We start from the raw sequence: 14,635 nt of genomic DNA on the forward strand, positions 1-14,635 counted from the left end.
TTTCACTCAATTTTGTCCCTCAATGACTTGTGGTACTTGTTCCATTTCTAAGTCTAAAGCTTGGGCAATTTGTTCTACACTCAATTTTAAGGCAAATAAACGGGGAATAGAGTTTAATTTAGCGGTTAATGCTCCTTCCTCTCTGTCTTTCTCTAAAATATCTTGATAGATGACGGATTCTCTCATAATCTCACTCCGAAGGATTTTTTTAATCGTCTCTCGATTTAATACTAACCCGGCGAGAATACTGGTAGCGGCAGCGAGATTGCTTTGCACCTGTTTTTTGGAGATAGTTTCTAGAGAACGGGACACCTGACTTAACACCTGTTCGGGGTCATCAGTATTGCTGAGGACGGCAAAGGGTAATAACTCTTTGTTTGCTTAATTTTTTAAGGGAAGGGTTTTAAAATTGCTGTTACCTTTATCCTGTATGCTTTTTAGCGAATAAGGTAAGCGGAACGGTGCCGAGAGTGCGAGCGCCAATTGGCTTGTTCAAACCCTAGGTATTTCTACAAAATCAAGATGCACCGGGTTGAATCTCCCTATTGGGGATTTTTTCGGACAGCAACAATCAAAATACTTCTGATTTGCGAGCGACTTAACCCGACCGGAAAGATATCTGTATAACCCAGACCAGCTAACCCTCCTACCCGATAATTATTTGCCACTTGATCCAATAAATTTTGATTGAGAGGCCATTGTCTCATGTCTCCACCTAGTGCGGGACCATTAACCGGATTGTTAACGCTTGCAGCCGTATCTAGAAGCATTTGATCGTAGGTAAAAGCTAACACTCTATCCAATAAATCATTGTTGGTATAAGTGAAAGCATGATCATCTTTCATGGGATTGATCATTTGAAAAACGTCAAATCCTTCATCTAAAACCATCGCTTCTTCCGCACTGAATCCATCGCTCATAATTAGGGTAATCCCTTCTAGAGTATTGCCGATTCTTGCCCCTAATCCCGAGGAAGCAAAACAGATAATTCTTTGACCGGACATTCCCAAAATTCCGAAAGGATAGATGTTCTTGGGAAAGTAAATCTCTACCGTATCTCCTCCGGGGTAAGGAAAATATTCTCCCGCCCGGCGCGGAGAAACACCAACCGGTCTAAAGTTGTTTCGCATCAACTCGTTTGCGACAGCAGGACTACCCAGACTGATTTTCAGAAAACCACCGGGAGAAATTAATTGAGTTTCTACGATAATCGGTCCGTTTAAAGCGGCACGCCTGGCATTCAAATCGCCGTAGAGTTGATATTCCCCCAAGTTAATTTTACCAATAGCCCGCCCCATAAAACTCCCCGCACATGGAATTCCATAAGGCAGGCAAAAAACATGGCGTACATCTTGGAATCGATCGATAGCAGTAAATAGGGGAACCACATCACCTTGTTGAATAATAGTTTTTCCCGCTAGGGCAAACTCTAAAAATGGGGCGATATTCTGTAAATTAGCATCGTATCCCGGTAGCGTTCTTAAAAAAGCATCATATTTGCGAGCCACCCTCGGATCGTTCATCTGTATTATATTTGCGCCTCCAGCCATAAATCTTAAATCCAAAAATTCATAACGATGGCCGAGGTGTGTAGCCATAGCATCACACCATTTGACCAAACACCGATAGATGCGACGATCGATCGGTTCTTGCGGGTCTCCGGGGAGAAACATTCCACATAATTGATTTTGCAAGGATTTTATGTAGTAATTAGGGCCAAGATAGGCAAGATGCCACGGATTCATCGTTAGATCCCCACAACCTTGGGCGCCAATAATTAGCCAATCCTGTCCTCGCTGATCGCAGAATTCTTTGAGATGATGATAAAGTGTCCAAGTACCCGCTCTCTGCTCGTAAGCATTGGTCGTAGAGTCTAGGCCAGGAATAGCAATTTGCCCAAGTCGAGGAATAGTTATATCCCCCACTGCATGAGGATCCCGCATTCTGGGAGCAGTTATACCATCCCGTTGAATGCCGGGGCCTTTTTGATAGTCTGGAGTCACGGACACAAAGAGCTGCTCTTTTTCCGTGTCTAGAGTCAAAGAACCAGTATTAAAAACTTGATGTTTCACCATAACACCCCCTGCTTGTCTAGGTGTGGCAGTTGCGGCTAGACAAGCTAATTAGCCCTAGGCTATCTGTTTTTTTTAATCTCAACCTCGCTGACCTGAAGGGGAGTGGGGCTTTATATTTTTTTCCTGAATCTATCAGATGAACGTAGGTTGGGTTGAAGCATGAAACCGTTCGGCTGAGCTCACGGCCGAAGCCCAACGCCCGCTGAATCTATCAGAAAGCCTAGCATTTATCGTATTACCATACTTAAATTATAGTTCCCTGGAGGAAGTCAACCCTCGTCTCAATCCTTAAGAAATCCTCAAGAAATCCTTTCCCCACTCTCGTTTCTGAATTGCCAAGAATTGCGTTAGAATTAAAGAAATATTACAAGTAGTTGACAAAAATGAGTAAGCCTGATATAGAAAACATTGCCCTCCAGTTAGAAAGTAGCAACTCTAAAGACCGTCTGCTGGCCTTGGCATCCCTGCGAGAAGTGACCCCAGAGGAAGCTGTACCCTTGATCAAAAAAGTCCTTTATGATGAAATGCTGCCAGTGCGATCGATGGCTGTCTTTGCTTTGGGAGTCAAACAAACCGAGGAATGCTTTCCTATCCTGGTGGATTTGTTAGCCAATGATGCCGATTATGGCATTCGCGCCGATGCTGCGGGGGCCTTAGGTTATTTAGAAGATATTCGCGCTTTTGAACCCCTACAACGGGCTTTTTACGAAGACACGCAATGGTTAGTCCGCTTCAGTGCTGCCGTCGCTTTGGGCAATTTGCGCGATATTCGGGCTAAACAGGTGTTATTATCGGCTCTCGATAGTAACGAAGCGGTTATTCAACAGGCCGCTATTGCCGCTCTTGGGGAAATCAAAGCAGTGGAAACCGTCGAGAAGCTTTTAACCTTTGTTAACTCCGATGACTGGTTAATCCGGCAGCGATTAGCGGAAGCTTTAGGCCATCTTCCGGCGGAAAAAACGATCGCAGCCTTAAATTTTTTGGTCAAGGACGAACATCCACAAGTGCGCGAAGCTGCCCGTTTATCCTTGCAAAAATTGGCCAAGGTCTAGGGATAGGATAGAATAAATAATCTATTCTTTCAGAGCGATCGATCTTTGCCTACAGCCATTCATGGACATTCAAGAATTTATTAATCTCTGTGCGGGTAAATGGTTTTCTCAGCGCACCAGTTATCAATTAGCTGCCCAAAAAGTTGCCAATAATAAAGCAGAAATCACCATCGATTTGCTGGCTGCCGATGCTGCCGATGTGGTGCAATTATGTTTAGAAAATAACTGTCAGTCCCAGACCAGTCTAGGGGGATGGAAAGCGACTTGGGATAATTCCGTGGACTATGGACAACCGAAAAAAATCGGTTCTAGCTATTTAGTTTGGCTACCCTCAGAGAATCCTTGGCAAGGAAAATTAATCACATCGGACGGTAAATCGGCAGCACTGGGAGAATATCATCTCAGAAGCGATCAAGCTTTAACTTTAACCATCGAGGATAATCACCATCGTATCGAAGAAAGAATCTGGTTTGCTAGTCCTAATCTGAGATTGCGTACCAGTATTATCCAGTCGGACAATGGCGATCGCCAGACGGTTTTCTATTCGGAAATTCGCAAAATGGTTGCTACTAAGTAGTTGTCATCTCCAATGTCTGAGGTGGGGAAGACAGGGTTAATCTTCCACCACTCCAGTCAAATCCTCCTAACGTCGGCCACGTCTGCTGCTGCCGAAACCACTGCGACTAGGGGTACGACGGGAACCGGAGGAACCGAAACTAGATGAACGTTTGACATTATCAGATTTACCCGAATTCTTCAGGGTACTGGAACCATAACCGGAACCACTGGGTTTTGTGGTGGTGGTGGTGCTGCGATTGGGACTAGAGGTAGTATTACTGGGATAACGACGTAAATTGCCAGTAGAACGGAGAGTTTGCCGGTTTTTGACTGCCGGAGGTGGACTATTATGTTTAGTCCGGTATTGATCCACTGCCTGATTATAGGTGGAACCGTAACCACCAAAACCGGTCATCACACCCCCCGGAGTATAGAGGGGAGGAACGTAATATTGAGGACGAAAGAGCAAACTACCCAAAGCTTGACCAGCAACAGCACCGAAAAAAGGACTCCAAAAACTCGATTCTTGTCGAATCACCACGGTTTCCTGTTGTCCGGTTTGGGGATTGTTCCGCACTTCCGTGACATTATGGACATACTCGATTTTAAAATCTTCGGTCATGTACAGGGTAGCCTGATCACCGTTGATTTCTACCGCGGTTTTTTCCCCTTTAGCAATGTCCTCCTCGGTTAATCTAGCCATTTGCAGGTTAGTGGTGCGAAAGAGGGGAGAAGTCCCCGCAGGGGTGTTTAACAGCATTAAGGTATAAGTGCCATCTCCGTCATCGTAGGTAGCTTGTTGCACCTCGTAGCGACCGCTACTAACCTGATTGGATTCTCGTCTTACACTACTGTTATTAGCTGACGGTGACTGAGTTTGATTTGACGAGGAACCACAGGCCACCGTTGTCCAACAAAGGGTAAGAATTAAAAAGATTGTCGTTACTTGGCGCAGCATAAGGGCAAAATTAAGACTATAAAGGCAGTAATTCGGGGAAATTGAGTAATAGTTGCTCATTGGTCAATTCATCCCCCAATTGAGCAGGAGAAAAATGTACCTGAATCGCACGCAGCCGACCTTGGTAGTGAAGGTTAATTATTGATTTTAAACCATCTTCCAGGGCCTCTCGATCGGCTAGGCTAGTTTCTAAGGCAGCACTCTCACCCTCGAAGGCTATTGTGATCATAACAACTAAGTTATCGGTGACGGGTAAAGTTAAGGGTTCGTTTTCCCCCACTTCCCCAGACACCGATTCACTTAAGTATCTGGCCGCGGAATCGGTAAACAGTTCGTTAACGTAGTCTCCCGCTTCCCCCTCACTCCAAAAAATATCGCCCTCATTAGCCACAGAAAACCAATAGAGGTTCATCTGCAGCAGATTTTGACAAATTTCTACTAAACCCTCTCCCATGACCTCTAAATCGCCTTCGGAATCGATCGCCTCTCGGCCAGTACGATTAAGAATACCGATCAGGGGTGCGACTTCTTGGCCGTAGAGATGCAAAAATAAGCGACAGACCACATAGCGAGTTTTACCCGCAAATTTCTTAAAGCGATCGCCTAAAGAACTCATAATAGACCTCTGGTAAAAATCAAAAATTGTCGTTAAGGTTAGGAGTCAGTAGTCTTGAAGCCATCAGCTAGATCAAGGTGATAATGGCTAATTAATCGGATAAATAAAAGCTGATAAGTAGGGAGGCACAATTATTTGTAGGATAGGTTAGCGGTAGCGTAACATGATCGGGCGTTGGGTTTCATGCTTCAACCCAACCTACGTTCATCTTACCTACTTAGCTAAAAAGACAGATAACTGATAGGATTTAATCAGGCAAGGGGTTTAATCTATCCGATAATCAAGTAAACAGCCAAAAAAGCCCTCAGCTTTTATTTATTTTGCCATTTTCTAGGGTTCTATGCCTTGATGTCCTGTTAACAGTCTATAATGACTTAGAATCCTTTTGGTGTGAGCAAATGGCTGTCCAACTGCAACAAGCTTTAGTGGTTGCTTCCTATATCTTGAAACAGCGTCTAGCAGGAAAAAAGCGTTTTCCCTTAGTTTTAATGCTAGAACCCCTATTTCGCTGTAATTTAGCCTGTACTGGCTGCGGTAAGATTCAACATCCCCCGGAAATTCTCCGTAATCATCTCACCCCGGCAGAATGTTTCGCAGCGGTGGAAGAATGCGGGGTTCCCGTGGTTTCCATCCCCGGGGGCGAGCCACTCTTACATCCACAAATCGATGAAATTGTCAAGGGGTTAGTGGACAGAAAAAAATTCGTCTATCTCTGTACCAATGCTCTGTTATTGGAGAAAAGCCTGGATAAATTTACTCCGTCACCCTATCTTACCTTTAGTGTCCATCTGGACGGTTTAAAAGCACATCACGATCGCTGTGTGGATCGAGAGGGAGTATTCGATAAGGCAGTACAAGGGATTAAAGCGGCGAAAGCGAGAGGTTTTCGGGTTACTACTAATACCACGGTTTTTGAAGGCACAGAACCGCAAGAAATGCAGGAATTTTTCGATTTTCTCGCTACTTTGGGCATCGATGGTATGATGATTTCCCCCGGTTATAGTTATGAGTGGGCCCCGGATCAAGATAGTTTCTTAAAACGGGAGCAAACCAGAGCTTTATTCCGAGAAATTCTCTCACCCTGGAAATCAGGCCGGAAAAAGTGGAATTTTAACCATAATCCTCTCTTTCTCGATTTTCTCATCGGTGAACAGGACTATGAATGCACTCCTTGGGGTAGTCCTAGCTATAGTCTTTTAGGATGGCAAAAACCCTGTTATCTGCTCAACGAAGGACATTACAAAAGCTTTCGGGAACTTTTAGAAGAAACCAATTGGGATAACTACGGTCGGGCCAGTGGCAATCCTCAATGTGCCGATTGTATGGTACATTGCGGCTATGAACCGACCGCGGCCATGGCAGCTTTTAAACCGGCTAATATGGGACGTGCCATGCAGAGTCTCATCGGAGTCTAATCTAAACTGATTCTAACCAGACGGCGGGGACTTGACTAGGGCGATCGGGTAATTGCATCCATCCCATTTCGCACAGACGAATTACCGAACTTAATTTTTCTACCAAAGCGGGATCGAAACGAATCCCGCTATAATTTTGACAACGTTCTAGGGACTCTCCTAAATCTAGAGCTAGTCGATCGCCTCGCGGTTGAGTTAATTCCTGAAAATAGGCTGATAATCCTAAAATTCGCGACTCTAGGCTGATTTCTTCCCCTTTTAAGCCGTTGGGAACGCCGCTACCATCCCAGTATTCAAACTCATGGTAAATAATCTGTTGAATTGGAGCTAATTCGGGCATAGTGGCGAGTAATTGCGCTCCTAACACCGATCTATCCCGCCAAAATAACGCATTTGCTCCCTCTAACTGACTGGAACGCTGTCTAAAAACTTCGATCGGAGCCTCCGCCAGACCGATGCGGTATAATAAACCAGCTAATCGTAAGCGTCGTAATCTCAGGGTGGGTAAATCGAGCAATTGTCCTAACATTTCCGCTAAAGCGGCCACCTGTAGGGAAGCGAGGGGATTATCAATATCTCTTTCATCGACTTTTTGAGCCATTCTTAGAAAAGCTTGCAGTTTATTAGCGGCTAAATTTTTATTCAAACGGGATGCTTGTCCTTCTAAGTCGCTTAATTCTCGCGCTTGTCTGCTGACGGTGACTAACTGCTGTTGACTGGTTTGCAGATAGGTGACAATGCGAGAGACTACTCCGGTTAAATCCGTGGGAATGGGATTAATATTTTGACTAATTTCTTCTTGTTGTCTGCTTAAATCGGCCGCTAGACTGGGATTATAAGGATGCAGACGCTCAATTAAGATCCTAGCGGCTTTTTCGACTAAATCGCGATCGAATGTCCATAAACCGTAGAATTTTCGCTCCGTGTCTATTTGGGGTTGACTATCGGACCGGTATTCTTCCGGGGATAACTCATGACAGAGTACCATAGAGGCGTAATCGGGGGAAAGAATGATTAAATTCCACTCATTCACCAAACTATCGCTATTATCTAAGTTCACTAGCGAAACATTCTCTAAACTGCCGGTTTTATGCTCAGAAAAACCACTATCGGCCACGGCGGCGATCGCAATATAACGAGAAGAGCGAGCAATATCTAAATAGCGCTCAGCTTCCTGTAAATACCATTTTCCCTGTTGAAAGGTGACTAAAACCAGTGGTTTATTTGTACTGTCTGGGCTGCTAGTTTGCAAGATATGATCTTCAAGAGCATGACAGAGAGCCACAAGGGTATTCTTAAAATAGACCCCGTAACTGCTGGGTAATCGTCCCGATGAAGCTCTTTTTAACTGTTGTAAGCTGGATTCTACGGTCATAAGTTGCAAGATTAGGGGTTGAGTGTGGGGAAAGGGGAGAGGAGAGAATAAATAAAAGCCATCTCCTGTCTCCTGTCTCCTGACGACCGGCTCCTGACTGCCTCAAAGGGGTTTATTCTAACACCCAGGGAGTGATTGCGGGAGTCCAATTAGCTAATTCCGCATCGCTAAACCAGAGACTAACTTCATCTTTGGCGGTATCTGGACCATCGGACCCATGGATAAGATTGCGTCCGACACTAATGCCAAAATCACCGCGAATCGTACCCGGTTCAGCATTGAGGGGATTAGTGGCGCCAATAATTTTTCTAGCGGAGGCAATTACTCCTTCTCCTTCCCAAACCATGGCCACCACGGGGGAGGAGGTAATAAAATCGACTAAAGAACGGAAAAAGGGTCTTTCCTTATGAACAGCGTAGTGTTTTTCCGCTAATTCTCTAGAAACCTGCATCATTTTCAACCCAACCAGCGTAAAACCTTTAGTTTCAAAGCGTTGAATAATTTCCCCCACCAGATTGCGCTGCACACCGTCGGGTTTAATCATTAAGAAAGTGCGTTCCATACTGCCTCTTAAAATTTAGTCATCGAAAAATTGCGTCCGAAACCCAGATTAACCCGGAATGGCATCCTAGAGAATGGCAGAATTTTCGCTTCAATTGCTGAGTTAGCTTGCTGTCCGATTTAGCTAGGGTTTGCGGCAAAAAGTTTTTCGTGGGGTGTGGGGTGTGGCCCCCCCTACCCCCTGCCCCCCCCTGCCCCCCCGACATCGGGGGGGTCGGGGGGGTGTAGGGTTTTACCGATTTTGGGGTAGTCAGTTACCTAATTTTCAGGGAAAAAGTCCAGGAATTTTACCCCCGATACCTCCAATGGTCGGCACTTTTTGAGGAAAAAAAAGGCTAAAAGCCTTATCCAACAAGGTTTTTAGATTTATTCAGCAGCCCCTAATTATCCTAGACGTTGATTCTGTTTTCGATTCTTATCCCCCAGAAAAAATATGGTAAAAAATGTCGTTTCTTTTCTTTTTGTCACCGTTGACAAAATTTCTAAAACCTCAGGGATAAAACTGATAATTGAGATTAATAATTATGGAAAAAATTACTCTTATCTGGTTAAAATTTACTCTATTTATGCTCAGGAAATATCGTGAGCAAATTCCCGAATCAAAGGCGAAGTGAGAGGGATTTTTATCCTTGGTACTAAAATTAACAATAGGCAGTTTTAATGCAGTACAGCTTATTAACAACTCTAATTAATCTTTTATTAATATAACTTCGGTTGACGGAATTGATAAACATCAGCGATCGCCTGTACCCAACCATTAGCAACGGATTCTAATAATCGATCGCCTTTTTCTTTACTTGCATTAGTAGCATCTCCCATCACTCCACTTTTAGTTAATTCCTTAGTTAACCAAGCAAAGGGTAATTTTCCCTCCATAGTTAACAAACTATTTTCTGGCAAACCTTGGGGATATTCTCGGACGGCGCGCTCAATTTTTACCTGTTCTGGCAGCAATGATAACATCATGCTAGTTTCCACATCTCCTGCATGAATACCGTATTCTAATTCATATTCCGAGAATAATTCAGCCGCATTGTGGGGAACTCGCCAAGTGAAAAAAGGAAATACTAAAAAATCGGGATATTGTTGATGAATATCCCTAGCGGCAATTTCCATAACTTGCGGTTGTCCGCCGTGGGAGTTCATTAATACTAACTTGCGAAAACCCGAACGATAGAGACTTTCAGCTATCTCTTGAATAAGCGTTAATAAGGTTGCTGCCGAGAGGGTAATCGTACCGGGAAAAGACCAATGTTCGTTAGATTTTCCGTAGTAGAGACAGGGTAAAGCGAAAGCGGCGATGTTTCTATCTAATTTCTCGAAAGCTTTGCCTAAAACCCCTAAACTAATGGCAGCATCGACGGCAATAGGTAGATGGGGTCCGTGTTGTTCGATCGCACCGATGGGTTGAATAATTACCACATTTTCCTTATTTGGCATTGAATCTATATCAGTCCAAGTAAGATAGGGAAAATAACGATGTGGGGGAATAAAACCGTGCATCATAATTTTATTGGGGGTGAGGGATTATGCTTGGGGTAAAAATTACTGTTTATATGGTAATTTTATCACTAATTCTTGGCAAGGTGGCCAATCGTCAACTATCGAGACTGTGGAGAGCATCAAGAATACCTATAGGGCCAGACGAGGAAAAAGAAAGAGTCGAAGCGGAGCGCATCGGAAATCAACCCTTGTCACCGAAAAACTTTTCCAAGAGATTCCCCCTGACAAAAGAAAAACCGACCTTTGTGACAAGGCCAAAGAATTTTGTGGACATCAAGAGTTGAGTCAGAAACTAGGAGCAGATTTTTATTTTGCTAATCCTTATCATTTTTGGTAAAGAGGATTAAACCCAGGGTAAGAGCATCTTAAATCCTTGACAAAATCAACTTTATCTGGTTTTCTTCCCCATACCCCACACCCCAACAAACTTTTTGCCGCAAACCCTATGTATCCCTAAAGTTTTATCTATCCTCTCCTGCTACAGATTGATAAAATTTTTCTAGACTTTTTACACAGGTTTGATCGTTAAATACTGTATCGATATTCATTGTAGTATAATCTTTGATTGTTTGTCGCCACTGATTATCTAAACCTAAACGGATAGCAATTTCAATATAGTGATTTTTATCCGTGGCAATTGTCTCAGTTATGCCTAATTTTTTCAAGATAGCATAGGAATGTCGTCCGCGCATAAATTCCCCGGGACAGGTAACAACTGGAAGCTGACAGGCAATTGCTTCGAGGGTGGTATTTCCTCCCGACCAACTTAAGTTATCTAAATAGATGTCTGCTAATAAGTTAAGCTGAAAATAATCATTTTGTTCTAGCTGTGGCATCATTACCCCGTAATCTTGCCAATTGAGTCCATACCTATTAAAAGCTTGACTTAATCTCGACTGAAAGCAATGGGTCACAAATTCGCTACGATGGCAGATAAAAATAAATTGGCTGTTGGTAACTTGTCGAGCAATTCTAGGAAAAATATCGTCATTTTTTGGCATATATTTAAATAAACTTTGACAGTTTAAGTAGATGATTTTATCCTCGGCTAATCCCATCTCTAAACGAGTTTTCCTCTGGGGAGGAAGGGAAGGTTTGGGATAGGCAATACCTAAATTAGATAAGCGAATTAATTTTTCACTGTAGTGATTATCTCCCTCCGCGGGTTCCATTAATTCACTGGAGATAAAATAATCAATGGTTGGTAATCCTGAGGTGATTGGATGTCCCCAAGTTACACATTGTACTGGAGCTAAACGCAATCCTGCTAGTTGGGTAGTGCGAGGATCCATACCAATATCTAAATAAACCAGAATATGTAACTGATTATCTAAAATATGTTGGGCAATTATTTCCATATTAACTAAATTATCAAACTGATAAAAATAATCACTTTGCTCTTGATATTCTCTCGTAAAATTATCGAAGGTGTTATTAATATCTATTCCATAACAATAAATTTCAAATTGTTCTCGATTTCGCCACTGCAACCATCCTTGAAACAGTTTCGCTACCGTGTGATGACGCAAGTGAGCAGAAATATAGCCAAGGCGAATTTTTCCCGTAGGCATGGTTAGGTTTTTCACCCAATTAGGAAAGTTAACCGAGGCTATTTTATAAACTAATTTTCCATATTTTTTTTGTACTTCTAAATCATTTTTAGCCTGATATTGAAGATAAAAATTAGTTCTTAATCCAATACCTTTCCAAGCATCCTGTTGTTGATTAGTAGAGGTTAAATCAAGATTGGACAAGATATTATCTAACCGTTTCTCGTAGTTTGATCGATATAGCATAATATCTGCTTGAGTTGGGTAAACTATCGGCATTAACCGCATTAATTCTAACTTCAGAGATAGGTGATCGGGAAGATACTCTAAAGCTGATTTAGTTGCTTGAATTGCTACCTCGATCGGATAATTATTTTGTAGTAACCAAATTAGGCGCAAATGTAAATCAATATTTTTTGGATGATAGCTAATACCTTTTTTATACACTTCCAAAGCTTGTTTTTCTTCTTTGAGAATGAGATGGCAATGGGCGCAATTTAAATAAAAGTTGCTATCTTCTATTTTAATTACTAATAATTTTTGATAATAGTTTAGTGCTAATTGATAGAGTTTTCTTTGATAAAAATAGTTGCCTGAGTAAATATCGGCAATTTGTTGGTCAGCTTGCAGGATTTCCCAAAGGGAGAGATTTTGACTAATTTCTCGTCTATCTCCTGCCAGTTGTTGGGCAGTTTTATAAGCATTTTTTGCTTCTGTCCAAGCTTGTTTAACTAAATAGACATTGCCTAAATTGATATAAAAAGGATAAAAATCCGCTTGGCTATTAATTCCCTGCTGATAGAATTTTTCGGCTGACTCTAGCTGCCCTAATCGATAAAATAAATTGCCCAGTTTATTATAAGCATCGACAAAATTAGCATTGAGATCAATCGCTTTTTGATAAGCTGATAAAGCTAGATCTAAACGTGATTGTTTTTCTAGCACCATGGCCATAGTATAATGATATAAGGCTTGATTTTCCTCTAAGTTAATGGCTCTTGCTAAACAGTTAAAAGATTCTGTTAGTCGGTTAATTATATAGTATAAGTATCCTAAATCGTGCCAGATGTAAGCCCATTGTTCACGCCAAGATAAAATTCTTAAGTAAAAGTCCTCAGCTAAAGTATATTCTCGCCGATTAATTGCCTCTTGCACCTCTTGAAGACAGGAGTTTATCGCAGTCAGCGCATAATTTTCTATCTCTTCATCCCCTTCTATTTCTTCTAATTCTAGCCCCTGGAGATAGATTAATTTAGCTTTGGCAAACTGCCAGCAATCGAGATTTCTAATTATCTCTTTTTTGAGGAGCATAATTAAATCTTGACTAGACTCTGATTGTAATAGCCAAAATAACCAAATTTCTTGCGCTGTTGCTTGCTGCCCTAGCAGCAGATAAGCTAATCCCAGATAGGGATAATAATCAGTCACTTCCGGATGAACCGCCAGTGCTTGTTGACAGAATAACAATAATTGATTATGGTCTCCCGATGCTAACATTAGCTCGATCGCTTGTTGGTGATCGCTGTTGATCATTATCTTTGACTCTCGTTGCTCTCATTCCACAATACCCTCGATCGAGCTTAAGGTAACATCTTAAGCTTATTGAATTTAACTAGCGATAGATTCGAGGATTTATTAGCCTCATTTACACAAAAACCCCTGATTTTACCAGTATTTTCCCCCATTTACCGCCCTAGCCAGACAAGTAATTTCTACCGCAGATAAGAATTATTCTCAATAGCTGTACAATAGGAAAAGACAACTTTGCCAAGAATCGAGCAATGAACGATAAAATAACTCGGAGAGTCTTTCTAGGCGCGGGAACAGCCACCTTAGCGGTAGCGGTGGGTCAATTAGGGAAAATAAACGAAGTTTCCGCCCAAACTAAACAATTAAACCTCTATTCCTCCCGTCACTACAACACCGACCGACGATTGTATGACAACTTCACCCGACAAACGGGAATAAAAATTAACCTGGTCGAAGGGGAAGCAGACCCATTAATCGAACGAATCAAAAGCGAAGGCAGCAATAGTCCTGCTGATATACTCCTGACAGTAGATGCAGGGAGATTATGGCGCGCCGACCAACAGGGAATTTTTGCCCCCGTCAATTCCCGCATTCTTACCCAAAGAATTCCCGCTCATTTGCGTCACCCCAAAGGTCACTGGTTTGGGTTTAGTAAACGCTTGCGGGTAATCATGTACAACAAAGACAGAGTTAACCCCAGAGAAATCGATTCCTATGCAGACTTAACCAATCCCAAATGGAAAGGAAAAGTCGTCACCCGGTCATCCAGTAACATCTATAGTCAATCTTTTACTGCTTGGTTAATCGACATCCAAGGGGAAGCGGCCGCAGAAAAATGGTGTCGGGGATTAGTGGCTAATTTTGCCCGTCCACCCCAGGGCAATGATAAGGCACAAATCGAAGCTGTCGCCGCAGGAATTGCCGATTTAGCCCTAGCTAACACCTATTACTTAGCTGGGTATGCCGAAGAAAAAGACCCCGCTAAACGGGCAATTTATGACCAAGTAGGCGTAATTTTCCCCGACCAAGCAGGCCGCGGCACTCACGTTAATATTAGCGGTGGTGGTTTAATTAAAACCGCCCCCAATCGAGAATCGGCGATTAAATTTTTAGAGTATCTTTCTAGCAATGAAGCACAGAACTTTTTTGCTAAGGGTAATCGCGAATATCCCGTCGTTCCAGGGGTTGCTTTAGACCCTTTCCTAGCAAAACTCGGACGCGGTAAAGAAGATACCGTTAGTGTGGCTAATTATGGTCCTAATTTAGCCAAAGCAGTACAGGTAATGAATCGCGCCGGTTGGAAATAAGTTATCAGTTATCAGTTATCAGTTATCAGTTATCAGTTATCAGTTATCAGTTATCAGTTATCAGTTATCAGTTATCAGTTATCAGTTATCAGTTATCAGTTATCAGTTATCAGTTATCAGTTATCAGTTATCAGT

General features: G+C 42.5%; 11 protein-coding genes and 2 pseudogenes. 5 read left to right on the plus strand and 8 right to left on the minus strand.

The annotated features are described in order from the left end of the window. Positions 1-6: 6 nt before the first annotated feature. Both O9324_RS15880 and O9324_RS15885 read right to left on the minus strand, forming a co-directional pair. Positions 7-369 (minus strand): annotated as a pseudogene (locus tag O9324_RS15880) (RpnC/YadD family protein); the annotation flags it as partial. Between the two features lie 173 nt (positions 370-542). Beyond that, a complete protein-coding gene (locus O9324_RS15885) occupies positions 543-2,075 on the minus strand; it encodes a hypothetical protein (protein ID WP_288140678.1) in 1,533 nt (510 codons plus the stop codon). A gap of 383 nt (positions 2,076-2,458) precedes the next feature. On the opposite strand from O9324_RS15885, the gene O9324_RS15890 reads away from it, so the two are divergent. Both O9324_RS15890 and O9324_RS15895 read left to right on the plus strand, forming a co-directional pair. Then, positions 2,459-3,127: a HEAT repeat domain-containing protein gene (locus O9324_RS15890; protein ID WP_288140679.1), complete on the plus strand. Its 669-nt coding sequence runs from the start codon at positions 2,459-2,461 to the stop codon at positions 3,125-3,127. Positions 3,128-3,188: 61 nt separating this feature from the next. After that, on the plus strand, positions 3,189-3,704 hold the full coding sequence (locus O9324_RS15895) for a phycobiliprotein lyase (RefSeq protein WP_287627740.1): 516 nt from the start codon (positions 3,189-3,191) through the stop codon (positions 3,702-3,704). Between the two features lie 66 nt (positions 3,705-3,770). On the opposite strand, the gene O9324_RS15900 is transcribed toward O9324_RS15895, so the two are convergent. Continuing rightward, positions 3,771-4,703 (minus strand): hypothetical protein, encoded by a 933-nt coding sequence (locus O9324_RS15900; protein ID WP_288140680.1) that lies wholly within the window; start codon positions 4,701-4,703, stop codon positions 3,771-3,773. Then, the gene (locus O9324_RS15905; protein ID WP_288140681.1) at positions 4,660-5,259 is read right to left on the minus strand and encodes a DUF1517 domain-containing protein; all 600 of its coding nucleotides are present in this window, start codon (positions 5,257-5,259) and stop codon (positions 4,660-4,662) included. The genes O9324_RS15900 and O9324_RS15905 overlap by 44 nt, the downstream gene beginning before the upstream one ends. Before the next feature lie 398 nt (positions 5,260-5,657). Here O9324_RS15905 and hpnH point away from each other — a divergent pair, with 398 nt between their 5' ends. Further along, positions 5,658-6,674 carry an adenosyl-hopene transferase HpnH gene (gene hpnH / locus O9324_RS15910; RefSeq protein ID WP_002765700.1) on the plus strand — a complete coding sequence of 339 codons (1,017 nt, stop codon included), beginning with the start codon at positions 5,658-5,660 and terminating at the stop codon, positions 6,672-6,674. Between the two features lies 1 nt (position 6,675). Here hpnH and O9324_RS15915 read toward each other — a convergent pair whose 3' ends face one another. The 3 genes from O9324_RS15915 to O9324_RS15925 all read right to left on the minus strand — a co-directional run bounded on the left by O9324_RS15915 (position 6,676) and on the right by O9324_RS15925 (position 10,116). Then, on the minus strand, positions 6,676-8,049 hold the full coding sequence (locus O9324_RS15915) for an HD domain-containing phosphohydrolase (RefSeq protein ID WP_288140682.1): 1,374 nt from the start codon (positions 8,047-8,049) through the stop codon (positions 6,676-6,678). A gap of 112 nt (positions 8,050-8,161) precedes the next feature. Beyond that, entirely contained in the window at positions 8,162-8,611 is a 450-nt protein-coding gene (ndk, locus tag O9324_RS15920) for a nucleoside-diphosphate kinase (RefSeq protein ID WP_288140683.1), read from the minus strand. A 698-nt stretch (positions 8,612-9,309) separates the two neighbouring features. After that, positions 9,310-10,116: a creatininase family protein gene (locus O9324_RS15925; protein WP_288140684.1), complete on the minus strand. Its 807-nt coding sequence runs from the start codon at positions 10,114-10,116 to the stop codon at positions 9,310-9,312. A 187-nt stretch (positions 10,117-10,303) separates the two neighbouring features. Between O9324_RS15925 and O9324_RS15930 the strand changes: the two are divergent. After that, positions 10,304-10,447, plus strand: a pseudogene (locus O9324_RS15930) (IS30 family transposase); the annotation flags it as partial. A 127-nt stretch (positions 10,448-10,574) separates the two neighbouring features. Here O9324_RS15930 and O9324_RS15935 read toward each other — a convergent pair. Continuing rightward, positions 10,575-13,196 carry an O-linked N-acetylglucosamine transferase, SPINDLY family protein gene (locus tag O9324_RS15935; RefSeq protein WP_288140685.1) on the minus strand — a complete coding sequence of 874 codons (2,622 nt, stop codon included), beginning with the start codon at positions 13,194-13,196 and terminating at the stop codon, positions 10,575-10,577. A gap of 248 nt (positions 13,197-13,444) precedes the next feature. Between O9324_RS15935 and O9324_RS15940 the strand changes: the two genes are divergently transcribed. Next, positions 13,445-14,500 (plus strand): Fe(3+) ABC transporter substrate-binding protein, encoded by a 1,056-nt coding sequence (locus O9324_RS15940; protein ID WP_002765688.1) that lies wholly within the window; start codon positions 13,445-13,447, stop codon positions 14,498-14,500. Positions 14,501-14,635: the final 135 nt, after the last annotated feature.

This window comes from Microcystis sp. LE19-84.1B (assembly GCF_027531875.1).
Lineage (GTDB): Bacteria > Cyanobacteriota > Cyanobacteriia > Cyanobacteriales > Microcystaceae > Microcystis > Microcystis panniformis.

What these genes read in the sequence shown, in the direction of transcription:
- O9324_RS15885 (WP_288140678.1), bottom strand. Translation starts at nt 2,075, where the DNA reads ATGGTGAAACATCAAGTTTTTAATACTGGTTCTTTGACTCTAGACACG.
- O9324_RS15890 (WP_288140679.1), top strand. Translation starts at nt 2,459, where the DNA reads ATGAGTAAGCCTGATATAGAAAACATTGCCCTCCAGTTAGAAAGTAGC.
- O9324_RS15895 (WP_287627740.1), top strand. Translation starts at nt 3,189, where the DNA reads ATGGACATTCAAGAATTTATTAATCTCTGTGCGGGTAAATGGTTTTCT.
- O9324_RS15900 (WP_288140680.1), bottom strand. Translation starts at nt 4,703, where the DNA reads ATGAGCAACTATTACTCAATTTCCCCGAATTACTGCCTTTATAGTCTT.
- O9324_RS15905 (WP_288140681.1), bottom strand. Translation starts at nt 5,259, where the DNA reads ATGAGTTCTTTAGGCGATCGCTTTAAGAAATTTGCGGGTAAAACTCGC.
- hpnH (WP_002765700.1), top strand. Translation starts at nt 5,658, where the DNA reads ATGGCTGTCCAACTGCAACAAGCTTTAGTGGTTGCTTCCTATATCTTG.
- O9324_RS15915 (WP_288140682.1), bottom strand. Translation starts at nt 8,049, where the DNA reads ATGACCGTAGAATCCAGCTTACAACAGTTAAAAAGAGCTTCATCGGGA.
- ndk (WP_288140683.1), bottom strand. Translation starts at nt 8,611, where the DNA reads ATGGAACGCACTTTCTTAATGATTAAACCCGACGGTGTGCAGCGCAAT.
- O9324_RS15925 (WP_288140684.1), bottom strand. Translation starts at nt 10,116, where the DNA reads ATGATGCACGGTTTTATTCCCCCACATCGTTATTTTCCCTATCTTACT.
- O9324_RS15935 (WP_288140685.1), bottom strand. Translation starts at nt 13,196, where the DNA reads ATGATCAACAGCGATCACCAACAAGCGATCGAGCTAATGTTAGCATCG.
- O9324_RS15940 (WP_002765688.1), top strand. Translation starts at nt 13,445, where the DNA reads ATGAACGATAAAATAACTCGGAGAGTCTTTCTAGGCGCGGGAACAGCC.